The organism is Thermobacillus composti KWC4 (assembly GCF_000227705.2).
GTDB lineage: Bacteria > Bacillota > Bacilli > Paenibacillales > Paenibacillaceae > Thermobacillus > Thermobacillus xylanilyticus.
In genome coordinates this window covers 1,297,267-1,319,753 of record NC_019897.1, presented here as the reverse complement: position 1 = coordinate 1,319,753, position 22,487 = coordinate 1,297,267, and the positions used below count along the sequence as shown (strand labels likewise).

Sequence of the window (22,487 nt, the reverse complement as noted above, 5' to 3'; positions counted from 1 at the left end):
TTTCTTCTGATTTCATACTATCATTTTTGTTTATCTTTGTATAGATTTATTTTTCTTTGTTTTCTTGGGGATAAAGATGACTGGAATAGCCATGCGCGTGGCTGATGAAATGCGGGGCCGTGGTACTTGTTCGCGGACTTTAAAAAGGTGCTCTCCGGTTCCTTTTCGTCCATATCCCCGTCGCTCAACAAGAGGGAATGCAAGAGGAACATCATGAAGACCGCAAGAAGATCAGGAAGCTCGTGCCGGGCAAATGTTGAGTAATCGCCAGGCCGTGATGGCAGTTATTGTGAAGCAACCGTTGAGTTGAACCATGATCGGAAGATGTTCACTGAACCAAATGCGATTCTATGTGCACAACCGACAGTAGACAGAAGGTTGGCAAATACTAAGGCGTTCAGCCGGCGGTTGAGAAGAGTACGGTGAACAGTCAACTTTAATCTCTCGGTAATAAGAAAGCGCTTGCAACTGTACAGACGATTGACAGAAAATCGAGAGTCCATCGCGCGGAAAGCCTTATGCCAGAGAAATGACATTTAAGACGCCTGCGGCAGCAATCGGGCGGCAAGCGCCTTCAATTCGGCAATCATCCGGCGCGTATTCCGGTATGTGTCCCAGTCCGGGCGGCCGGGCACGGGACGGTCCCTCAACTGTTTTCGGGTCGGTGCGCCGGAAGCGGCGGCCAAATGCAGCAAGTGCCGTTCCGCATTCTGTCCCCGGCTGGATTGATTGAAGCGATAGGCATACTCATTCAAATAAGCTTGCCGATACTTGGCTCCTACGCCCCGGTGTACGGAATTGATGCCGCAACCGATGTCCATGGCGATTTTCCACAGAGAAAAAACGCGTGTCCGTCCCAGTGTGTCGGTGCGCAAATCGACTGCGGACCGGCTTCGGTCCACATGTTTATCGATAAAGCGGAGCGCGCCTTGGGGTGTGATCTTCCATTGGTAGGTGTCCCCGCCTGTGTCCTGCATCAGCTTGATCCCCAGCACATGTCCATCGGGGCCGCCTTCCATGCTGCCGCCGATCACGAAAGGATGTTCGCGATCGCTGAGGTTCCTCACCCACGGCAAGGGTCGGGGACCGGCGTTGCCGAGTTGAAGCCGGACGAGCCCGGTCAGTCGGTCAAGCTCTTCGTGGCGGGACATGGCGCTGCGCAGCTTGTGCAGCATGAGCCAAGCCGTCTTGTAGGTCACGCGGATCTGGTCGGCAAGCGCGGCGGCGCTTATCGGCCGGGAAGAGATGAGCGCGATGGCGGTGAACCATTTTCGCAGGGGGACGCGGCTTCTCTCCATGACGGTGCCGGAAATGAGCGAGCATTGACGGCGGCAAGATGCGCAGGCGAACAGCGGGAGCCGACGTCCGGATATGCGATAATGTGCCGTGCTGCCGCATCCCGGGCACCGGAAACCGCCGGGCCAGCGCGCTTGCATCAGGAGATCGGCGCATTTCTGTTCCGAATATTGAAGGAAACGAAGAGCTGTCTCGTTCGAAAACATGTCCGCTCCCCCTCCGTTTTTCCGGGTTGTCTTTATTTTATCGAACAAATGTTCTTATTTCAATGAAAAAATGGTTGATACATCCATGGAATTTAATTGACGTGATTCCCCTGTTTGAGAAGTTCGCCAGAGCGGTTGAGGGGAGGGTTTGGCGGTACCGAAAGGCGGTCAAGGCTGCTGATTGAAAGGGATATGGGGCACCAGGGGGCAGTTGCAGCCCATTCCGCTGAGCGAGCGGGATATGGTTAAAATGCGGCTGGATGATGGATTAGAGACAAGTTGAACAAAGGGGATATGGTCAAAATGCGGCAGAAAGGGACGGTTAAAGCGATTTGAGCGAAGGGGATATGGACGAAAAGGCAGCGAAAGGTATAGGAAAATACGTTCTAAAATGGCGGTTGACCGAAACCGTGCCGACATGCGCGAAGGGAATATGAACTGACCAACGGCAGCCGTATGGAAAACCGCCCCCACCAACAACGGACCGGTGCGCTTGTAATCAGCGCACCGGCCGGCATGCCATGTCAGTCAACCCGATCCATCGCCATGCACGCCCAGACGAACGTGCCGACGCCGTGCAGGTCGTTCCGGCTTACCGGGCGCGCGATGTAGTGGGCGTAGTCGCCGACGCCGGTGCCGATGCAGATGTCCGGCAGGACGAGCCGCCCCTCTGCATCCCATTCGACCCGTGCCGTGATTCCGGCGAATCCTCGCCGGGCGGCCTCGAGCAGCGCCGGGTCCGCCGCGCCGGCGCGGACGGCCTCCGCGATCGAATACACGTACAGGCTGCTGCACGACAGTTCGAGCCAGTTGTCCGGCCGATCGCCCTTGTCGACGACTTGATGCCACAGGCCGCTCCCGGCATCCTGGTAATGCACCAACGCTTCCGCCAGCGCGCCGAGCTTCGCCGCGAGATCCTCCCGCGCCGGATGGCCCTCCGGCAGCTCCGCGCGGATCTCCGCCAGCGCGACGCCGTACCAGCCGAGCGCCCGGCCCCACACTTCCGGCGCCATCCCGGTCGCCGGATCGGCCCACGGCGCGCGCCGGCTCTCGTCCCAGGCATGGACGAGCAGCCCGTCCGGGCGCAGCGTGCCCCGGCGCATCAGCCGCTCCTGATGGAGCGCCATGTCCACGAGCTCCGGCTCCCCGTACCTTGCGGCATACCGCGCCGCGAACACGCCGCCCATGTACAGTCCGTCCAGCCACATCTGGTACGGATAATGGTCTTTATGCCAGAAGCCGCCTTCGCGCGTCCGGTTGAACGTGTTGAACAATGCGCGCAGCTTGCGCGCCGCCTCGCGATAACGCGAATCTCCGGTCGCATCCTCGAGCGTAAAGAGGAGAAGGCCGGCTTGAATGGCGTCCAGTTCCCCTTTGGCGACCACCACGTTGCCCAGTTCGTCAACCAGATGGTCAACGTACCGCTTCGTATAATCAAAATACCGCACATCTCCCGTCCGCTCCCACACCTGCACGGCGCCCGTCAGAAAGACGCCCTGGTGGTAATGCCATTTGCCGGCGGGGGGCAGCTCCTCCGGCGTGTACGCGGCCATGACGGCATCGCACGCCGCCTTCGCCCAGTCGATCGGTGCACCCGGTGTCATGCTCATGCGCAACCTCCCCCTTTCAGCCCTTCAGCCCGCTCGTATGAATGCCTTCCACGATGTACCGCTGGAACGCGAAAAACGCGGCGCACACCGGGATGAGACTCAGCGTCGACATCGCGAACAGCGCCCCCCAGTCCGTCACGTTGTCGGGGTCGGAGAACATTTTGATCGCAAGCGACACCGTATAGAGCGACACCTTGTTCAGGTAGAGCAGCGGCGCGAGAAAATCGTCCCAACGCCAATAGAACGAGAAGATGACGCATGTCATCATCGCCGGCAGGATGAGCGGCAGAATGATGCGCACGAACGTCGTGAACTTGTTGCAGCCGTCGATCTCCGCCGCCTCGTCCAGATCGTACGGAATCGAACGGATGAACTGCATCATCAGGAAGACGAAGAACGGCGTGCCGAAGAACGTCGGAATGATCAGCGGCAGATACGTGTTGATCCACCCGAACTGGTTGAACAAAATGTACTGCGGCACCATGACGATCTCGTACGGGAGCAGCATCGTCAGCATCATGCAGACGAACCACAGGTTGCGCCCGCGGAAACGGATGCGGGAGAAGCCGAACGCGATGACCGCCGACGACAGGACGCTGCCGATCGTCGAGATGCCGACGACCAGGAACGTGTTCTTGAAGAACGTCGTGAACGTGACGCCGGCGACGCCTTTCCATCCGTTGATGTAGTTGTCGAAGTTCCACTGGTTCGGAATGAGGGAAGCGGCGTCCACGAACACGGACGAGCTTTCCTTGAAGGAACTCGCGACCATCCAGGCGACCGGGTACAGCATGGAGACGGTCAGCGCGAGCAGGATGGCGTGCGATATGACGGGAATGCGCCGAAGTCTCATCATCAGCGGTCCCCCTTCGATTCATAGTGCACCCAATACTCCGAACTTTTGAAAATAAGCGCCGTCAGCAGACCCACGATCACAAGCAGCACCCACGCCATGCCGGACGCGTAACCCATATCGAAGAATGTGAACGCATTCTGGAACAGGTAGAGCACGTACATGAGCGTTGCGCCGAGCGGCCGGCCGTCGCCGAAGATGACATATGCCGGCGTGAACGCCAGAAAGCCGTTGATGAGCTGGATGACGACATTGAACAGAATGACCGGCGTGAGCAGCGGCAGCGTGATGCGGAAGAACATCGTGACGCTCCCCGCCCCGTCCACGCTCGCCGCCTCGTAGTAGTCGTTCGGGATGTTTTTGAGTCCGGCGAGAAAAATGAGCATCGACGAACCGAACTGCCAGCCGTACAGCAGAATGAGCGTCCAGATCGCATATTTCGGATCGCCGAGCCAGGAGACCCCGGACAGTCCAAGCCACTTCAGGATCGTGTTGATCGCGCCTTCGAGGCCGAAGAGCTGGCGCCACATGACGGCGACGGCGACGCTGCCGCCGATGATCGAAGGCAGGTACAGCACCGTCCGGTAGAACCCGGCGCCCCGGACGATCTTCGCGACCAGCATGGCAATCGCGAGCGCGACGATGAGCCGGAGCGGCACGGCCGTGAACGTATAGAAGAACGTGACGCGCAGCGAGTGCCAGAACTTCTCGTCCTTCGTGAACATCCGCTCGTAATGCTCCAGCCCGATCCACTCCGGCGGCCGGAGCATGTTATAGTCGGTGAACGACAGGTACAGCGTCATCGCGACCGGGATGACGGTCAGTCCGAAGAACCCGATGAGGAACGGCGAGATGAACGCGTACCCCGTCAAGTTGCGATAACCGCCCGCTTTGCGCGTTGCCAATTTTGCATCCGCCCTTTCCCCGTAATGTCCGCGTTGAAGAAAGCCGGCCCATCGGCGGCGCAGCTTCCCGCGCCGCCTCCGAACCGGCCGCAGATTCTACCGCTTGCGGGCCAGAATGTCCGCCGTCTGTTCGCGGAATTTCGCCGCGCCGTCTTCAGGCGACATTTCGGCGAACAGAATCCGGTCCTCGATATCGGTGCCGAGCAGGTTCAGCACTTCCGCGGATCCCACCGGATAGTTCGTATCGATCGGGCTGCTGTTGGCCGCCGCCAGATCAATGTAATCAAACATGTTTTTCTGCACCTCGTCGAGCTGCTTCGAGATCGCTTCGCGGATCTCCGCGTTGATCGGCACGCCGCGTTCGCCTTTCTGGATTTCCTCGACTTCGAGCGAGTTGACGAAGAAGTTGATGAACTTCGCCGCTTCTTCGGCGTTCTTCGAATCCTTCGCCACCGAGAAGAACATCGCCGGCTTCAGGAACAGCCCCTTCTCCGTGTTCGGGCCGGGCAGCACCGTCAGCTTGAGCGGACGGTTCGCCGCCTTCGCCAGGGCGACCACCTGGTTGGACCAGCGGACGTCAAACGGCGCCTTGCCATGCACGATCAGCTGGTCTTCCAGCGCGGAGTGCTGCTGCATGACGTCCAGCGACGGCATGACGCCTTCCTTGATCAACTCCACCTGCATGTTGAAGTAATCGATGAAAATTTGATCGTCGAAGCCGACGCCGGTGCCGTCGTCGCTGAAGAACTTCTGGTCGTTCTGACGGGCGTAATATTCAAGGATATTGTTCGCTTCGAGCGTCGGCGAGCCGTAGATGCCGAGATTTTGGTGCACCGTCCGGGCGATCGCCTTGAAGTCATCCCACGTCCAGCCGAGCGCGGGTTCCTGCGCGCCCGCCTGCTTGATCAGCTCGGGATCGTAGATGACCGTCAGCGCGTTCATGCCGAGCGGAATGCCGAGCAGCTTGCCGTCGACAACGCCGGATTCCATGATGCCCGCATCGAGCTTGCTCGTGTCGATGATGCCGCTCTCGACGAACGGATTCAGGTCGGCGAGCACGTCATTCTTCGCATATTGGGTCAAATATTCACCGAAGTTCATCTGCAGCACGTCCGGCGTGTTATTGCCCGCGACCATGGCGGAAAGCTTCTCCCAATAGCCGTCGAAGCCGGTGAACTCCGGTTCGATCGTGACATGCGGGTTCTGCTGCTGATACAGCTCAATGATCTTGAGCGTGTTGTCGTGCCGCGTCTGGCCGCCCCACCACAGCACTTTGAGCGTGACCGGTTTCGGAGCATCGCCTCCGCCGCTGCCCTCCGATCCGGAACCGGCGTTCGATCCGCCGCCGTTTTCCGACCGGCCGGCGGTGTTCGAATTCGCCGCATTCGTGCCGCCGTTGTCCGATTTGCCGCCGCAGGCGGACAGCACCGCCGCCAGCGCCAGCATGAGCGCGAGCAGCACGGTGAACATTCTTCTCCGCTTCATCGCCGTACGTTCCCCCTGACTTGAAAGTGTTTTCAATTCTCATTAAAAACGATCCGCTGCGGCGGCGATACGAAAGGTTCCGGTCTTCGTTGTTCAATATTCCGGGAAATGAACCTCCGTACTGCGGCAAAGCAGCGAAACCATTCGGCGTGTGCGCCCAAGCGGGTTCATTTTTCCGACCGGAGCCGTTCAATGTTCCGACGTCTTTCGCTTGAACTCCGTGGGCGTGAGGCCCGTATGCTTCTTGAACACCTGGCTGAAATATTGCGGATTGTTGCCGAAGCCGACCGCCTCGGCGATCGCGCCGATCCGCAGGCTGCTTTGACCGGACTCGGCGATGAGCCGCTTCGCGCGTTCGATGCGCGCGGCGAGCAGATAGTTGGAGAACCGCTCGCCCGTCTCCTTGCGGAACAGCCGGCCGAGATAGTCCGCGTTCATGAAGAACACTTCGCTCGCGAGTCTCCCGAGCGTCAGCGTCTCGTCGCCGAGCCGCTCCTGGATGCAGGCGATCATGCGGCGGACGAGCTCGCTCCGGTGCTGCAGGTTGGCGTCGTAATAGGAAGAAGCGATCTCGCGCGCGATGTCCAGGACGAACCGCTCCATCTGCCCGAGCGTCTCGGAGGCGAGGAACGACACCGCCCGCTCAAAATAGCCGGACAGCCGGTCCTGCGGCGCCTGGCGGATGAGCACCATGTACAGTTCGGCCAGATACGTCTTCGCGACCTGCACGTCCAGGCGCATGTCCTTCAGCCGCCGGAAACAGTCCGACAGGAGCGATTCGGCCTCGGCCGCGCTGCCGCTCCGCACGGCCCGCGCAAGTTCCTCGGCGTCGGGCAGATCGAGCATGTTCGCCGGCTGCGGCGTGTCCGCGCGCGTAATGATGCTGCCGCCGCCGAGATAGAAGCGGCCGGACAGGCTTTCGAGCGTCTCCTTGTACAGCCGCCGGAGACTGCCGACGTCCGCTTCGTCGCTGACGGCGGCGGTCGTCTCGATGCCGTAGTACGCCTGGTAGACGCGCTGCACGTTGCCGATCACCGGCATCAGCCGCTCGAGCGGCGCGGCATCGCACAGGACGGCGACGCGGTCGCCGATCGCGGCGTCGAGATGAACCGGCGCGCATTCGCCGATCAGTTCAGACGAGATGTTCTGCAGCGCGAAGAGCTGCTCATACTCCGGCGCGGACGCCGCGTCCGGCTCGAACAGGATGAGCCTGACCCGCGCGCCTTCCGCGGGAAGGCCGAAGATTGACCGGCAGCTCTCCCATTCCTTCATGCCGTACGTCTTGTTCGTCAGAAATTCTTTCAGCAGCTGCTGCCTGAGCTGCGGCTTCATCTTCTCGAACTGGGCGCGGATGCCCTGCGTGTACCGCTTGCGCTCTTCGGCGGCGCGCAGCTCCGCCACGACCCGGTCGAGCGTGTCCATGATTTCCTGCTCGCCGCAAGGCTTCAGCAGATAGTGCCGCACGCCGTACTGCATCGCCCGCTGCGCGTATTCGAATTCGTCGTATCCGGACAGGATGACGAACACGATGTCGGGATACGCTTCCCGGACGGCGGCGATCAGCTCCAGGCCGTTCATGTTCGGCATTTTCAAATCGGTGATGACGATGTCGGGCCGGATCTCGCGGATCATCTCCAGCGCTTCGGCGCCGTTCTTCGCCTTGCCGGCGAGCGCCGTGCCGTGACGCTCCCATTCGACGACGACGGCCAGCCCTTCGAGAATGATCCGCTCGTCGTCCACGAGCAGCACGCTATACATCGTTCTCCTCCTTCCGTCTGACCGGCATCCGGATCGTCACGGCCGTGCCGCCTTCCGGACGCCGCTGCACGATGAGGTCCGCGTTGTCGCCGAACAGAAGCTTCAACCGCTCCTCGATGTTGGCAAGGCCGATGCCGGAACCTTTCGGCTTCATGGTGCCCGCCTTGACCGCGGCGACGACTTCCTCGTCGATGCCCGGGCCGTCGTCGGTCACCCGGATCTCCATGCCGGATGCGGTCTCGCTGATGTCGACTTCGATCGTGCAGACGCTGTCCGTCTCCTCGAGCGCGTGCACGACGGCGTTTTCGACGAGCGGCTGGATCGTCAGCTTCGGGATGAGCGCATGCTGCAAAGCGTCGTCGCAGGTCATCAGAAACTCCAGACGGTCGCCGAACCGGAACTTCTGGATCGTGACGTAGTGCGATGTGATTTCGAGTTCGTCGGACAGCTTGACGAGCGCCTCCCGCTTGCTGATGATGGCGCGGAGCAGACGTCCGAGCGACTCGACGAGCAGCGAGATGCCGCGCTGCTTGTTGATGCGCGCCATCCAGGCGACCGTGTCGAGGGTGTTGTACAGGAAATGCGGGTTGATCTGGGCCTGGAGCGCGCGGTATTCCGTCTCGCGGATGAGGAGCTGTTTCTCGTAATTTTCGGAGATCAGCTCGTTGATTTTCTCGATCATGATGCGGAAATGGCGGTGGATTTCGCCCGTTTCGTCGCGGGACAGGTGCCGGTCCTCCGCCGACACCGGCAGCTCGAATCCGCCCTTCGGCACCTGCTTCATCTTCTCGATCAGCCGTTCGAGCGGACGGGTGATGCCGCGCGCCGCACGGCTCGCGATGATGAGGAAAAGCACGCTTATGGCGGCGTAGAACACGATCATGCCGCTGCGGATGGCCGCCGTCTTGCGGGCAATCCGGTCGAAGTCGATCATGTTGACGTGCAGAAACTCGCCGTCCCGCGAACGGTAGTAAGCGGTAAACCGCTTGCGGCCGTCGAATGCAAAAATCTCATAGCCCTTCATCCCGGCAAACCGCTGCTCCGCGTCCTCCAGCACGCGGCCGCCTTCGATGGCATGCAGCAGCTCGCCGTCCTTGAACACGAAGTAGAGCCGGTTGTCCGACAGATCGAGGAAGCGGTCGACGAGCGTCCGCATGTTGACGTAGATGACGAGCAGGCCCAGGTGGTCGAGCTGCAGGTTCTCCTTGTTCCGGATGAACCGCACGCTCGTCAGAAGGTCGTCGCCCGGCGCGCCCGGCAGCCACCGGTTCCCGCCGGCCGCCAGCTCGGCGTGCGCCGCAAGCTCCGACGCTTCTTCCTTCTGCCGCGGAATGTAGCCGGCGATCAGCTCGACGCCGGTCGCGTCGACGAGCCGGATCGAGGCGATGTAGGGCTGCTCCTGGGCGAGCACGACGAGCCGGTCCAACAGATCCGCCCGCCGTTGATACAGCTCGTAGCCGGGTTCCTGGGCCTTCACCTTGCGCAGATGTTCCTGGATGGTGCTGTCGGTCATGATGGAGAACGAAAGGTCCTCGATCTTCTTCAGCTCGTTGTCGATGGTCGTCGAGGCGAGATTGAGCACCTCGGCGGCCTCTTCGTACAGCTTCGTCTCATAGGCGGTCGCCGCCGTATGGAAAGCGACGAGGCCGGACGAAGCCGACAAGAGCGTGATCAGAAGAACGAGGACCAGCACTTTGTTCTTGATGAGCAGGTTGTCGTACAGCGAACGAAGCCGCATCGGTCTCCTCCCGGGTGTGCCGGATCCCGGCGTCTGTTGGCTTTATCTGTTCGACATCTGTTCGACGCCATTCCCCGAAAACCCTTTCAACGGAAGAAAATGGAGGCCGTTACCGTTGAGGCTGCGGCTCGGGCATGATGCCGAGCAGTTCGGCGATGCGCAGCGGACGGCCTTCCTTGACCGAACGCCAGACCGCTTCGCCCGTGGCGACGGCGTACGCGCCGTCGGCGCTGCCCGAGAGCATCGGGTAGTCGCGCGTCGGATCGGGACCGAGGAACAGGTCTTCGATCAGCGCCGGGTCGCCGCCGCCGTGCCCGCCCGGGCGCCGCACGACGTGGATCGTCTCCTTCGAGCCGAACATCGGGAAATAGTCGATCGTCTGCTCCGGCACGGGAAACGGAATGCGGGACAGCTCGTGGTATTCCTGCGTCTCGATTCGGCCCTTCGTCCCGTTGATCGCCAGCCGGTAGCCCTCAAACGGCGCCGAGAACAGCACGGAATAGCTGAGCATCGCGCCGCCGTCGTAGCGCACGGTCACCGCGTACGTGTCTTCGATCTTGATTTCGGAATCGTAGATGCACATGTCCGGACTGTATCCCGTATATTTGCCCGCGAGCGGCAGGGCGCCGATGTGGTCGTCCTTCGCGCTCACATCGTCCGTCCGCGTCGCCCAGCGGCGGTAGTAGGCGCACACGGAGCGCTCGTCGCAGGTCGTGCAGTGCCGCCCGTCCCTGCGGCTCGGGTTGAGCTCGCCCTCGGGGCCGAAGAAGTTGAGCGCGCCGTAGGCGAACACTTCGACCGGCCGCTGCCCCGTCCACCAGTTCACCAGGTCGAAATGGTGCGAGCTTTTGTGGATCGACAACCCGCCGGAAAACTCCCGCATCCGGTTCCAACGTTTGAAATAACTCGCGCCATGATAGGTGTCGATATACCAGTTCAGGTCGACCGAGACGACGCGGCCGATTTTGCCTTCCAGAATCATTTCCTTGATCCGCGTATGGATCGGGTTGTAGCGGTAGTTGAACGTGACGGTGACCTTGCCTTTGCTCGCCTTCTCCGCTTCGAGGATGCGCCGGCAGTCTTCCGCCGTCGTCGCCATCGGCTTCTCGGTGAAGACATCGAGGCCGTGCTCCAGCGCCTTCAGGATATAGCCCGCATGCGTGTCGTCGCGGCTCGCGACGATGACGACGTCCGGCTTCGTCTCTTCCACCATCCGGTCGAAATCGTCCGGCCCGTATTCGGACAGATCGGCACATTCAGGGTAGAGCTGCTTGCACACCCGATGGCGCAGCGGGTCGCTGTCGAGCAGCGCGACCGGTTTGTGGTTGCCGCGGAACGTCGTCAGCATCGGCTTCAGGAACATGCCCATGGCCCGGTTGCTTACGCCGCAGATGGCATATTTCTTCATGGATCAGGCACCTCCGGGGGGATGTTGAATTTGGATTTGTCATTCCCGCGTCCATGTACTAAGATGATAGCATCGAATAACAACGTTGGCATTGGCGGGAGGAAAACGCCATGGTCACGATCAAAGATATCGCGCAAGCGGCCGGCGTCAGCTTCTCGACCGTGTCGAAGGCGCTGCGGGACAGCCCGCTGGTCACGCCCGAGACGAAGCGGCGCATCATCGCCATCGCCCGCGAGATGGGCTATCAGCCGAACATCGCGGCCCGCCGTCTCGTATCGAAGCGCAGCGGCGCCGTCGGCGTCGTCTGGCCGTCCATTGAACGGACGGCGCTGTCTACGCTGATTACGCGCGTGGGTGACCGGCTCGAACGGCGGGGCACCGCCATGCTGCTGTCAATCGGCGGCATGGACGCGGCGTTCGCGACGTTCCGCAAGTTCCAGGTCGACGCCATCCTCGTCTTCGGCGGGATGGAAGGCGGCGCATCTCACATCCCCGATTCCGCCGGCATCCCGGTGCTGTCGTACGGCGCGGCGGGATACGCGCCGCTGCCGACCGTCGACGTCAACCGCGGCGCCGCGATCCGGCTGGCCGTCCGCCATCTGGCTTCGCTCGGCCACCGGCGCATCGCCTACATCGGCCGGCCGGAACGGTACGATCCGCTGCAAGCCGTGAAGATCGAGGCTTTCCTGGATGAGACCGGCGCACTTGGCATTGCCGCTCATGACGCGCCCGTCGCGGACGTGCAGGGCATGGAAGTGCACGACGGCTACGCTGCCGCGCGGGCCCTCTTCGCCGGCGGTCCGGGAGAATCCGGCGCGTCCCGGCGGCGTCCGACTGCCGTAGTCTGCGGCAGCTACGATCTGGCGCGCGGCGTCCTGCGCGCGGCCGCGGAAGCCGGGCTCGACGTTCCGTGGGCGCTGTCGGTCGCAAGCTACGACAACATTCCGCAGATGGCGGAGCTGGATGTGCCCGTGACGGCCGTGGGCGCGGACATCGACGCGATGGCGGAGCTCGTCGCCGACAGCCTGCTCCGGCTGGTCGAGCAGCCGGATGCGGTCGGAACGGTCACGCTCGAACCGTCGCTCGTCGTCCGCGTGTCCACCGCCCCGCCTCCCGCGGAAATTTGAGGGCTTGCGAGGCCCGTTCTTTACGCACTTAACGGACGGAGTCGAAGTCGAAGTACGCTTTCGCGTTTCGGTAGGAAATATTTTCGACAATGCCGCCGAGCATCTCCGGATCATCCGGCACTTCGCCGTTCTCCGCCCACTCGCCGATCAGGTTGCAGAGAATGCGGCGGAAATACTCGTGCCGCGTGTACGACAGGAAGCTGCGGGAGTCGGTCAGCATGCCGACGAACCGTCCGAGCAGTCCGAAATCGGCGAGCGTCTTGAGCTGGGCGATCATCCCTTCCTTCGTGTCGTTGAACCACCACGCCGAGCCGAACTGGATTTTGCCCGGGATGCCGCCGCCCTGGAAGTTGCCGATCATCGAGGCGACGATCGGGTTGTGGCCGGGATGGAGCGAATAGAGAATCGTCTTCGGCAGCGCGTTCTCCCGCTCGAGCGAATCGAGCAGCCGGGACAGCGGCCGGGCGATCGACGTGTCGCCGATCGAGTCGAAACCGGTGTCGGGCCCGAGCTCGGCCAGCCGGCGCGTGTTGTTGTTGCGCATCGCGTTCATGTGGTACTGCATCGCCCAGCCCCGCGCGGCGTACTCCCTGCCGAGGAAGATCAGCAGATGCGTCTTGTATTTCCGCTCCGCTTCTTCGCTTACCCGGCGGCCTTGAAGCGCTTCCGCGAAGGCTGCCGCCGCTTCCGCATCCGTCGCCTCTTCGCAGACGACGACATCGAGCGCATGGTCCGAGACGCGGCAGCCGACCTCATGGAAGAAGTCGATCCTCGCCTTCAGCGCGGCCAGCAGGTCGTCGTACGTCCGGATCGGGATGCCCGCCGCCTGCTCCAGCCTCCGCACATAGTCCGGAAATCCCGGCCGGTTCAGCTCGAGCGCCTTGTCCGGACGGAACGACGGCAGCACCTTCGTCCGGAACTGCGCATCCCCCTTGAGCTTCAGATGATATTCCAGCGAGTCGGCCGGATCATCGGTCGTGCAGATCACTTCGACGTTCGACTTCGTGATCAGCTCGCGCGCGCTCAGGCCCCCGTTCTGAATCTGCCGGTTCGCCCGCTCCCAGATTGAAGGCGCCGAGCGCTCGTCGAGCGGTTCGTCAATGCCGAAATACCGCTTGAGCTCCAGATGCGACCAATGGTAGAGCGGATTGCCGATCGCCTGCGGCAGCGTGCGGGCGTAGGCGAGAAACTTCTCGTAGCCGTCCGCGTCGCCGGTCACGTACCGCTCGTCGAAGCCGTTCGCCCGCATCGCCCGCCATTTGTAATGATCGCCGCCGAGCCATACTTCCGCCAGATTGCGGTATGTACGATTCTCCCAGATCTCCTGCGGACTCAAATGGCAGTGATAGTCGATGATCGGCATCGATTTCGCGTAATCATGATAAAGCCGCCTTGCCGTCTCGCTTCCGAGCAGAAAATCTTCGTCCATGAAATGTCTGGCCAATCGTTGTCCCGCCTTTCTTCTCTTTTGGGGTTTCCGTTTGGGATTCGCGGAGCCGGTTTCAAGTCCGGTCATCGCGCGGAATAACAACGTTGTTAATCCATCATATGCCGAATCGCGCCGGAGATCAATCACATTTTTGGGGCCGTCCCCGGGCGTTGCGGAACCACGAGCCGTTATTTCGCCGATAAGGCCCTTCGGCCGAAACCTGACGGAATTCAGCGCACGTGTTCGGCTGGCGCGCCGGCGCATTGAAGGCCGGAGCAGAACCGATAAAGGCGCCGAGTTCCGCAAGCATCCGCAAAATGTGCCGTTTGTCACAAACAGCGGTACTCCGTTCCATTGGCGGCCGACGGAACCGGCCTGGACACGGTTGCCATGGCTTACGGCCACCGTTCCGAGCCGGTATCGGCCACGCCGCGGCAGTCAAGCCATGCAGCCGTGCTTCCGCGCGGATGCAGCCTCGGCGCCGCTCCCGGCTCACGGCAGCCGCCGGAACCGGCCCCGCCGCTTGCGGCCGTGTCTCCGCGCGGATGCGGCCTCGACATCCGGCAAGCGGATCGGGGCCAACAATGCCCGTCACTTCCAATCTTGCCGCCACGGGCCGTCGGAGGGACCAGGCGCCGGTCCATGCGGCGGCGCGTTGCGGAGCGCCCGAATCTCATCGCGCAGCTCGCGCAGCAGCTGCGCGTTGTTGATCGCGTGCTTGACCGCGAAATAAATGACCATATACACGATCAGCAGCGCGAGCGCCCAATACAGCAAAACCGCGAAGAAGCCGCCCCACACGAATTGATACGCCATCTGTCTCTACCACCCGATATCCGATAATAAACAGAATGGAAACGCCATTCTTCCTGATCTTACCACAACCGTTGATGTGCGGTCATTCGCGAACCTGCAAAAAAAACGGCACCGGCGCCGCGGGCCTGCCCGCGATCCGATGCCGCACGCATCCTTATGCAATGGCAAATTCCGCCGCCAGCTCCGCGGTCAGGTCCAGCCCTTCCGCCCAAATCGCCTTCACCACCCGGTATTCCCCGGGGCCGAGCCTGCCGATATCGACATGCAGCTCATGCTGCCCGCCGGGCCGGAGCTTCAGACCGGTGCTGTCGAACATGAGATCCAGCGGCACGACGCGCCATTCCTTATCGACCTTCTTCTCAATCCGATAATCCGTACCGAATACAAGAACGGTCGGACCGGCGTTCGTCAGCGTCAGAACGGCCTTATCGTCCGCATCGGCGTACACCGTCCGGTCGAGCCGCACCGACGCGTTGATCTCGGGTTCCGGCACGAGAATCAGGGACGCCCGGGTGTCCTCCGGCGTGCCGCGCTCGTCCAGAATCGCTGCGCCCAGCGCATACACGGCGTTCATACACGGCGTCAACCCGTATCCGAGCAGGCCGCCGCCATCCGCCCATCCCCCAGAAACCATCTGCCGGCCGGCCGAATCCCGCGCGGGTCCACCATGTTTCCGGCGCAGCATCTTCCGCAAGCCACGCGCGGGCCGACCGGACGCCGTCCGGATCGTCGACGCGATCCGACAGCGCTCCGCTCCCTGCGGACCACATCCGTTCGTCTCCGGGGCCGTCCGCACCGGCGCCGCATCCGGCGATCAGGCCGAACGCCAGCAGCGGCGCGGTGACGCGCCGAAGCTTCCAAAGGGATGATCCGCCCATCTCCCGAACTCCTTCCTCCGGTACCTTCGCCGTTCTGACGCGAAAGAAGCGGAGGAAGTTGCACGCGAGTCGCTCACAGCTTCCGGACGAGCCCCGCCGCGCCGATCACGCCGGCGTTGTTGCCGAGCTTCGCGGCGACGATCGAGACGCCTTCGCCCGCCCGTCCGATCGCGTGTGCGCGGAACGCCTCGCGCACCTGTTCCAGCAGGAATTCGCCCGCCTTCGCGACGCCGCCGCCGATGATGAACCGCTGCGGATTGATGACGACCGCCACCAACGCCATCGACCGGCCGAGATAATGCGCCGCCCGTCCGACGATGCGCCGCGCCGCCTCGTCACCGGCCCGGGCCGCATCGAACACCGCCTTCGCCGTCAGTTCTCCGGCCTCGGCGAGCGACGTCCGGACGCCCATCTCCACCGCCTCGCGCGCCATGCGCACGATGCCGGTGGCCGACGCCACCGTCTCCAGGCAGCCGGTCTTGCCGCATCCACACCGGACCGCCTCGGAATCGGGCACGATCACCATATGGCCCAATTCCCCGCCCATGCCGGAGAAGCCGTCGATCACGCGGCCGCCGACGACGATGCCGCCGCCCACGCCGGTGCCGAGCGTGAATGTCACGCTGCTCGCGACGCCCCGGCCCGCGCCGGACCAGGCTTCCCCGAGCGCGGCAACGTTCGCGTCGTTGCTGATGCGCACCGGCCTGCCGAGCACCGACTCCAGATGATCCTTCAATCGCACGCCCGCAAGCGGCAGATTGGCGATAAATTCGACGACGCCCCGCGCCGCGTCGATCTGGCCGGGAAGCCCGACGCCGACGCCCGCGATCCGCTCCCAGTCAAGCGAAGCTTCATCGGCGCACCGGCGGGCGTACGCGGCGATGTTGTCCAGCACCCGCTCCCGGCCCTTGTCCGTTTCCGTGGGTCCCTCGAACGTATGAAGCAGCCTGCCTTCCGCGTCGCAGACGCCGACCTTGACGGCCGTGCCGCCGATGTCGATGCCGATATACCGTAAGTCCGTCATGTTTCGCACCCCGTGAAATCAATCGCCTATGCGCCAAGCTCCTGCTTGCGGAAGTCGCTCGGCGATATGCCGTAATATTTTTTGAATGTCGTCGCGAAGGTGGAGGCGTTCAGGTAACCGACCCGCTCCCCGACTTCCGCGACGGTCAAGGTGGTATTGCGCAGCAGCTCGCGCGCGTGCGCAAGACGCACCTTGCTCAGGTAATCCACGAACGTGACGCCGAACGTCTTCTTGAAGTAGCTGGAGAAATATTTCGGCGTCGTGTTGAACACTTCCGCCATGTGGTCGAGATACAGATCTTCCATGTAATGCAGCTCGATATATTGGCTGATGAACGCCGGATTCAGCTTGTCCGGCTTGGCGACCCGGACCTTCGCCCCGATGCAGGCCGCTGCCTCGACGAGCATCTCCTCCGTCAGGTCGAAATCGCCGTCCTTCTCGAGCGTCCGATGGATCCGCCGCTCCAGATCCGCGAGCGCTTCGCCGTCCATTCCGGACGCTTCGGCCAGCCGGAACATGTGGTAGAACAGCGTCCTGGCGACATGTTCCATCTGACGCAGCCCGACGTGGTTGCCGGCATTCCGCCGCATGATGTCGCGGATGATCGCGCCGGCCTCCTCCATTTTCCCGCCGAGCAGGCAGTTGGACAGCTTCTCCAGTTGATCCAGCGGCAGATGCATGCCGCGCTGGTCCGCCGGTTCGGCCGCGTCAAGCACCGCCTCCTCCACATTCACCGGACGGTTGTACATGCTTTCCCGCACTTCTTCATACGCTTCGGGAAATTGTTCAAATTCCGCGTTGCGCAATTTGCCGACGCATCCCCGGATGCGCCAGCCGTCCAAAACGCCCTGTTCCATCGCGCTGACGGCCTCGCGCACCTGCCGCAGCAGTTTCGGCCGCTCTCCGGGTTCCCTTACGGGGAAGAGCGTCAGGAAGCGAAGTCCGCGCACGTGGACGACGATCGCGTCCGGCCTTGCGTTCCGAAGTTCCCGCTGCAGGATGGCCGACTGCGTCTCGGCGGGGAGCATTTCCCGGACGGGCGACGAACGTTCCAAGAGCAGCGCGCCCATCACGAAATACCGGTGCGGCAGAAAATCCTGCTTGAATTTCTCGAGTTCCCGCCACAGCTCCTCCGAATACGGCGCTTCCTCGATGGCGCGCAGGAACACGACGCGCCGCAGCTCGTTCTCCAGGAACTGCTGCTGATTGCGGAACTCCTGGTTTTCCGTCTGGAGTTTCACGATGCCGCTGTAGATTTTGCGGAAATCGTTTCCCTTGCTGTTGCCGCCGCCGAGCAGGCGCAGAATGCTCCTCACGGGACGATGCAGGTACACGCTGAGCAGCAGGGACAGGAGGATCGCGCTGGCGATCGAGGTCAGAATGATCGAACGGTTGGCTTTCGTGACGGAGTCCAGATTCTGGAATTGATACGGTACCCGGTCGATGTAGATGAATCCGTTGAAATCCGACTGGTATACGTGATACTCGTAATCTTCCCGGGTGACCGACGTTTCGTCCTTCACGCTGCCCTTGAAGGTATTGATCACTTCGACGAGGTCCCAGTTGGCCCCGGTTCCCAGCAGCACCTGGCGGTTCTGGTCCATGACGACGAGCGACGAGCCCGGAATGAGCGACGCCCGGTTCACCTGCCTGAGCAGCTTGTCGACGTCGACGAGCACGACGACGTTTTTGTTGGACAGCGCCATCCGGTTGCTGTCCGTGACGACCAGCAGCTTCTTCGTCCGGTATTCCTGCGTCGATCCGGTGAGGACCGTGAAATCCTCCGCCGGAAAGACTTTCATGTCGTGCTTGCTGCGCAGGAATTTCAGCCAATAATGGGCATCATAATGGGGATGGCGGTACTTCTGCTCGAACAGGTGCTCCAGGCTGCTCGTGCCCGTGGACGTGATTGCCACCGGTACGTTGTCATAGAAGACAATGACGTCCTCGACCACATCGTGGGAGGACATCAGGGACTCGACCTGCTGCTGCAGGGCGTACACCCTGGACATGTCGATCGAGCCGTCATTGTCGATCAGATTGTCGTACGGCAGGCTGTGGATCGTGTAGATCAGGTTGTTGATCGCACGGAAATGGTCGTCAAACGTCTGGATCATGTATTTGACGGACAGGTTGTTGTGGTCAACCATCTTCTCGTAAATGTCGGAGATCGAGTTGCGGTGAATGACCAGGTTGGATGCGGACATCACCAGGATGACAATCAACAACGCCCCGAAGACCTGCAGCACGCCCAAGCTGTAAAACCATCTCTTCATGACCAACACCCCCGGCGCGTTGTGCACGAGCCGTTCGAACGACTCACCTTTATCCTTTCTCCGCCCCGAGCATGACTCCTTGTGCAAAGTATTTCTGCGCGAACGGATAGATCATCAGGACCGGAATCATCGACAGCACAATCGTCGCATTTTTGAGCGCCTGCGGCGCCAGTGCGGCGGCGTCGACCAGGTTCGACCGGTTGCCCTCGCTGAAGATCAGCATGTCCCGCAGCACGACCTGAAGCGGATACTTGAGCGAATCGTTCAGGTAGATCATCGGGAGGAAGTAGCTGTTCCAGTGGCCCATGAAGTAGAACAGGCCGATCGAAGCCAGCGCCGGCTTGGAAAGCGGGAGAATGATCCTGAACAGAATCCGGAATTCGGACGCGCCGTCAATTCTGGCGGCCTCCCGGATCGACGTCGACATGCTCTCGTAGAACGATTTCAGGATGATGAGTTCGAACGTCCAGATCGCGTTCGGGATGACCAGCGCCCAGAACGTATCGATCAGCCCCAGCTTCTGCACAAGCAGATAGTTGGGGATGATGCCGGGGTTCAGGAACATGGTCAGGATGATGAGCAGCATGAACCATTTTCGGCCGAAGAAATCTTTCTGGGACAGCGGATAGGCCGCAATCGCCGTCATGAGCAGGTTGATCGTGGTCCCGAGCGTGGTGTAGAAAATCGTATTCAGGTACGCACGGGGAATTTTGCTGTCCTGCAGCACTTCCTTGTACGCGTCCAGGTTCAATCCCTTCGGCCAAAGGAACACTTTGCCCTGCACCACATAGGCCGTGTCGCTCAGCGAAACGACAAGAATATACCACACGGGGTACAGGGTCGCAATGGCGACGCCGATCAGCAAAAGGCCGTTGACAAGGCTGAACAACGTGAATCGGGGTTGTCCTACCACAGTCCCTGACCCCCCAACCGCTTGCTGACGAAGTTGGCCATCAGAAGCATGACGAGCGCGACGAGCGCTTCGAAAAGACCAACCGCGGCGGCGTAGCTGTAGTTCGACTCCAGCAGCCCTTTGCGGTAGACGAAGGTGGAGAAGACGTCCGCCACCTCGTAGGTCATCGGGCTGTAGAGGAGCAGCACCTTCTCGTAGCCGATCCGGAGCATGTTGCCGGTCTTCATGATGAACATGACGATAACCGTGCCCAGGATGCCGGGGAACGTGATGTGCCGCATCATGTGGTAGCGGTTCGCGCCGTCCACCCTGGCCGCTTCGTAGAGCGTCGGATCGATGCCGGCGATGGCGGCCAGATAGATGATCGACTCGTACCCCATGTTGGTCCAGATGTCCGAAATGATGTAAATCGGACGGAACCAGGCTTTTTCGGCAAGGAAGTATACCGGTTCAAAGCCGAACGCTTCGATGATCTTGTTGACGATGCCGTCCGTCGGCGACAGGAAGTCGATGACCATGCTGCAGATGATGACGACGGACAGAAACGCCGGCAGATAACTCAGCGTCTGGACCGACTTCTTGAACCATTTCAGTCTGACCTCGTTCAGCATGAGCGCCAGCAGAATCGGAAACGGAAAACTGAAAATGAGGTTCAGGAAGCCGAGCATCAGGGTGTTGCGGAACAGCAGCGCAAAGTCGTTGCCGTTGAAAAACTTCTCGAAGTGCTTGAAACCTACCCACGGGCTGTCCCAAATGCCCTGGAACACGCTGTAGTCCTTGAACGCGATGAGGAGACCGTACAGCGGTCCGTAACGAAAGATCAGATAGAAGGCAAGGCAGGGAATGAACAGAATCAGAAGCTGCCGATCCCGTTTCATGTGCTTCCAGGCTGCGGCCAGCCTGGAGGGCTTGTTCGCGGCTTTCCCGGCCTTCGTGGCAGCGGTCTCCATCATGTCTCCTCCCCGAAAAAATCTTCAGCTGCCGGCAGCGGTTGACCGCTCCGCGCATCAAGCCCCGCAACGGGAAGGACACCCGGGACCCGTTGGTCCCGGGCGCCCCCGCTTGCGAAGTCCGCAATCGGTATCCGCGATGTTCCGGAACCGTTATTGCGCAACCATGGCGTTGTAGCGTTGTTGTGCCGTGTTGAAGATCTCGATGAATTCATCCACGCCAAGTTTCTTCGCGTTTTGCAGCCAGGCTTCCCAATCTTTCTCGCCGGCCTTCTTGTCGAGGATGTAGTTGGCGTTGAACTCGGCGGCCGCCTTCTCGAGCGCGACCTGCAGTTCGGCAATCTTCGCGTTCTCCTCGTCGGTGAAGTTCAGGACGGGATCCAGCGGTTCGAATTTGCCTTGCGCGTTCATCATGTCCTGAGCTTCCTGCTCGCGTTCCGTGTAGTTGTAGTAGACGCTTCTGTGGTCCGGACGCAGGTACATGCCTTCAAGCCAGAGGCCGTATTTTTGCTCGAGCACCTTGATGTCGATCGCCTGGCCTTCCAGTTCCGGATAAACCGGCTTGCCATTCTCGTCGAAGTGGAACGTTTCGCCTTCGACGCCCATCGTCACGAGCGAGCCGCCGGACGGGCTGGTCAGATAGTCGAGCAGTTTCAGCGCGACTTCCTTGTTCTTGTTGTTCGCGACCGTGATGCTGAAGTCGTCGATCCGCGGCAGCGTGCGGATGTTGCCCGTCGGACCGATCGGGTTCGCGTAGCGCAGGTCGTAGTCCGGGTTTTGGTCCTTGACCTGGTTGTAGAACAGTTCCATGCGTCCGATCCAGTCCCACGTGACGAACGACTTGCCGGTCGTCATCTTCGCGGTCCAGGAATCCTGCGTATCCGTCAGGAATTCCGGATCGAGCAGGCCTTCGTTGTACATCTTCTTCATCAGGTCGAGCATGTCTTTGTGCTGCTCCGACGTCGGCGCGAACTTCCACGTGCCGTCGCTTTCGTCGTAGTACGCCGGATAGCTTGCGCTGCCGATGCCCCAGCCGTAAGCCCAATCCTTGAAGATCGCTTCCTTCGTCTTCGAAGCGTACGGATAGGAGTCCGGATACAGTTCTTTCAGCTTCTTGAGCGCTTCATAGAACTCATCCGTGTTCGTCCACGGCTGGATGCCGTGCTTGTCGAAGATGTCCTTGCGGTACATGAAGCCGTGGTTCACGTCGCGCTGCATGTCGTAGATCGGCCAGGTGTAGATGTTGCCGTTCTCGTCGCCGTAGGATGCGATGACCCACGGATTTTCTTCAACGTACAGCTTCTTGAAGTTCGGCAGCATGTCGATGTATTCGTTGATGGCGACAACCGCGCCTTGCTGGCCGAGCTTCTTCAGTTCGGCAGCGGTCAGGCCGTGGAAGATGTCCGGCAGCTTGCCCGAAGCAACCGTCACGCGGAGCTTTTCCTGATAGGTGGCGGAAGAATAGACCTGGAAGTCCACCTTGATGCCGGTGCGCTTCTCGATTTCCCTGGCGATCAGCTTGTCATTCACCGGCTCGTCACCGACCAGCATCCAGGTGATGGTTACCGGTTCATCAACCAGCGGAAGCTTCAGGCCGCCGGTGTCGCCGTATTGGGCCGTCGTGTCGGCCGCTCCTTCGGATTCCGGCGAAGCCGCGTTCGTCGAACCCGAATTGGATGATCCGGCGGTGGAATTGGACGAAGAATTGTTGCCCTGTTCCTTGTTGCCGCCGCCGCATGCCGCGATGATCATCGCAATCATCGTCAGCACCAGGAGCAGAGCCAGCAGTCGCTTCTGTTTGCGCATGTTTTCCCC

The 22,487-nt window shown here is 61.2% G+C and carries 17 protein-coding genes; 1 reads left to right on the top strand and 16 read right to left on the bottom strand.

Going from position 1 to position 22,487, the window contains the following annotated elements; genetic code table 11:
* Positions 1-536 precede the first annotated feature (536 nt).
* From THECO_RS06120 to THECO_RS06085, 8 genes are all read right to left on the bottom strand, one after another.
* A complete protein-coding gene (locus tag THECO_RS06120; RefSeq protein ID WP_015254183.1) occupies positions 537-1,502 on the bottom strand; it encodes a transposase in 966 nt (321 codons plus the stop codon).
* Between the two features lie 524 nt (positions 1,503-2,026).
* Positions 2,027-3,112: a glycoside hydrolase family 88/105 protein gene (locus THECO_RS06115; protein ID WP_015254182.1), complete on the bottom strand. Its 1,086-nt coding sequence runs from the start codon at positions 3,110-3,112 to the stop codon at positions 2,027-2,029.
* Between the two features lie 16 nt (positions 3,113-3,128).
* Positions 3,129-3,968 carry a carbohydrate ABC transporter permease gene (locus tag THECO_RS06110; protein ID WP_041853826.1) on the bottom strand — a complete coding sequence of 280 codons (840 nt, stop codon included), beginning with the start codon at positions 3,966-3,968 and terminating at the stop codon, positions 3,129-3,131.
* Complete coding sequence (locus THECO_RS06105; RefSeq protein WP_015254180.1) at positions 3,968-4,870, bottom strand: carbohydrate ABC transporter permease; 903 nt, start codon at positions 4,868-4,870, stop codon at positions 3,968-3,970. The genes THECO_RS06110 and THECO_RS06105 overlap by 1 nt, the downstream gene beginning before the upstream one ends.
* A gap of 96 nt (positions 4,871-4,966) precedes the next feature.
* The gene (locus THECO_RS06100) at positions 4,967-6,355 is read right to left on the bottom strand and encodes an ABC transporter substrate-binding protein (RefSeq protein WP_015254179.1); all 1,389 of its coding nucleotides are present in this window, start codon (positions 6,353-6,355) and stop codon (positions 4,967-4,969) included.
* A 189-nt stretch (positions 6,356-6,544) separates the two neighbouring features.
* Positions 6,545-8,113: a response regulator transcription factor gene (locus tag THECO_RS06095; RefSeq protein WP_015254178.1), complete on the bottom strand. Its 1,569-nt coding sequence runs from the start codon at positions 8,111-8,113 to the stop codon at positions 6,545-6,547.
* Positions 8,106-9,851 carry a cache domain-containing sensor histidine kinase gene (locus THECO_RS06090; RefSeq protein ID WP_015254177.1) on the bottom strand — a complete coding sequence of 582 codons (1,746 nt, stop codon included), beginning with the start codon at positions 9,849-9,851 and terminating at the stop codon, positions 8,106-8,108. The genes THECO_RS06095 and THECO_RS06090 overlap by 8 nt, the downstream gene beginning before the upstream one ends.
* Before the next feature lie 109 nt (positions 9,852-9,960).
* The gene (locus THECO_RS06085) at positions 9,961-11,259 is read right to left on the bottom strand and encodes a Gfo/Idh/MocA family protein (RefSeq protein ID WP_015254176.1); all 1,299 of its coding nucleotides are present in this window, start codon (positions 11,257-11,259) and stop codon (positions 9,961-9,963) included.
* Between the two features lie 110 nt (positions 11,260-11,369).
* Between THECO_RS06085 and THECO_RS06080 the strand changes: the two genes are divergently transcribed.
* Positions 11,370-12,386: a LacI family DNA-binding transcriptional regulator gene (locus tag THECO_RS06080; RefSeq protein WP_015254175.1), complete on the top strand. Its 1,017-nt coding sequence runs from the start codon at positions 11,370-11,372 to the stop codon at positions 12,384-12,386.
* Positions 12,387-12,414: 28 nt separating this feature from the next.
* Here the strand turns inward: THECO_RS06080 and uxaC are convergent, their stop codons facing one another.
* The 8 genes from uxaC to THECO_RS06040 form a co-directional block, all read right to left on the bottom strand.
* Entirely contained in the window at positions 12,415-13,815 is a 1,401-nt protein-coding gene (gene uxaC, locus THECO_RS06075) for a glucuronate isomerase (protein WP_041854226.1), read from the bottom strand.
* A gap of 591 nt (positions 13,816-14,406) precedes the next feature.
* On the bottom strand, positions 14,407-14,631 hold the full coding sequence (locus THECO_RS06070; protein WP_015254173.1) for a hypothetical protein: 225 nt from the start codon (positions 14,629-14,631) through the stop codon (positions 14,407-14,409).
* A gap of 154 nt (positions 14,632-14,785) precedes the next feature.
* On the bottom strand, positions 14,786-15,427 hold the full coding sequence (locus THECO_RS06065) for an immunoglobulin-like domain-containing protein (RefSeq protein WP_015254172.1): 642 nt from the start codon (positions 15,425-15,427) through the stop codon (positions 14,786-14,788).
* Positions 15,428-15,582: 155 nt separating this feature from the next.
* Positions 15,583-16,533 (bottom strand): ROK family glucokinase, encoded by a 951-nt coding sequence (locus tag THECO_RS06060; protein WP_015254171.1) that lies wholly within the window; start codon positions 16,531-16,533, stop codon positions 15,583-15,585.
* A gap of 26 nt (positions 16,534-16,559) precedes the next feature.
* On the bottom strand, positions 16,560-18,809 hold the full coding sequence (locus THECO_RS06055; RefSeq protein ID WP_015254170.1) for a helix-turn-helix transcriptional regulator: 2,250 nt from the start codon (positions 18,807-18,809) through the stop codon (positions 16,560-16,562).
* Positions 18,810-18,858: 49 nt separating this feature from the next.
* Positions 18,859-19,722 carry a carbohydrate ABC transporter permease gene (locus tag THECO_RS06050; protein WP_015254169.1) on the bottom strand — a complete coding sequence of 288 codons (864 nt, stop codon included), beginning with the start codon at positions 19,720-19,722 and terminating at the stop codon, positions 18,859-18,861.
* Positions 19,716-20,672, bottom strand: coding sequence for an ABC transporter permease (locus tag THECO_RS06045; protein WP_015254168.1), 957 nt, complete (start codon positions 20,670-20,672; stop codon positions 19,716-19,718). Before THECO_RS06045 ends, THECO_RS06050 begins: the two co-directional genes overlap by 7 nt.
* Before the next feature lie 153 nt (positions 20,673-20,825).
* Positions 20,826-22,478, bottom strand: coding sequence for an extracellular solute-binding protein (locus THECO_RS06040; protein ID WP_015254167.1), 1,653 nt, complete (start codon positions 22,476-22,478; stop codon positions 20,826-20,828).
* Positions 22,479-22,487: the final 9 nt, after the last annotated feature.

Coding starts and splice junctions, on each gene's coding strand:
- THECO_RS06055 (WP_015254170.1), bottom strand. CDS start 18,809: ATGAAGAGATGGTTTTACAGCTTGGGCGTGCTGCAGGTCTTCGGGGCG.
- THECO_RS06110 (WP_041853826.1), bottom strand. CDS start 3,968: ATGATGAGACTTCGGCGCATTCCCGTCATATCGCACGCCATCCTGCTC.
- uxaC (WP_041854226.1), bottom strand. CDS start 13,815: ATGGACGAAGATTTTCTGCTCGGAAGCGAGACGGCAAGGCGGCTTTAT.
- THECO_RS06070 (WP_015254173.1), bottom strand. CDS start 14,631: ATGGCGTATCAATTCGTGTGGGGCGGCTTCTTCGCGGTTTTGCTGTAT.
- THECO_RS06090 (WP_015254177.1), bottom strand. CDS start 9,851: ATGCGGCTTCGTTCGCTGTACGACAACCTGCTCATCAAGAACAAAGTG.
- THECO_RS06085 (WP_015254176.1), bottom strand. CDS start 11,259: ATGAAGAAATATGCCATCTGCGGCGTAAGCAACCGGGCCATGGGCATG.
- THECO_RS06060 (WP_015254171.1), bottom strand. CDS start 16,533: ATGACGGACTTACGGTATATCGGCATCGACATCGGCGGCACGGCCGTC.
- THECO_RS06045 (WP_015254168.1), bottom strand. CDS start 20,672: ATGGAGACCGCTGCCACGAAGGCCGGGAAAGCCGCGAACAAGCCCTCC.
- THECO_RS06100 (WP_015254179.1), bottom strand. CDS start 6,355: ATGAAGCGGAGAAGAATGTTCACCGTGCTGCTCGCGCTCATGCTGGCG.
- THECO_RS06040 (WP_015254167.1), bottom strand. CDS start 22,478: ATGCGCAAACAGAAGCGACTGCTGGCTCTGCTCCTGGTGCTGACGATG.
- THECO_RS06115 (WP_015254182.1), bottom strand. CDS start 3,112: ATGAGCATGACACCGGGTGCACCGATCGACTGGGCGAAGGCGGCGTGC.
- THECO_RS06080 (WP_015254175.1), top strand. CDS start 11,370: ATGGTCACGATCAAAGATATCGCGCAAGCGGCCGGCGTCAGCTTCTCG.
- THECO_RS06095 (WP_015254178.1), bottom strand. CDS start 8,113: ATGTATAGCGTGCTGCTCGTGGACGACGAGCGGATCATTCTCGAAGGG.
- THECO_RS06120 (WP_015254183.1), bottom strand. CDS start 1,502: ATGTTTTCGAACGAGACAGCTCTTCGTTTCCTTCAATATTCGGAACAG.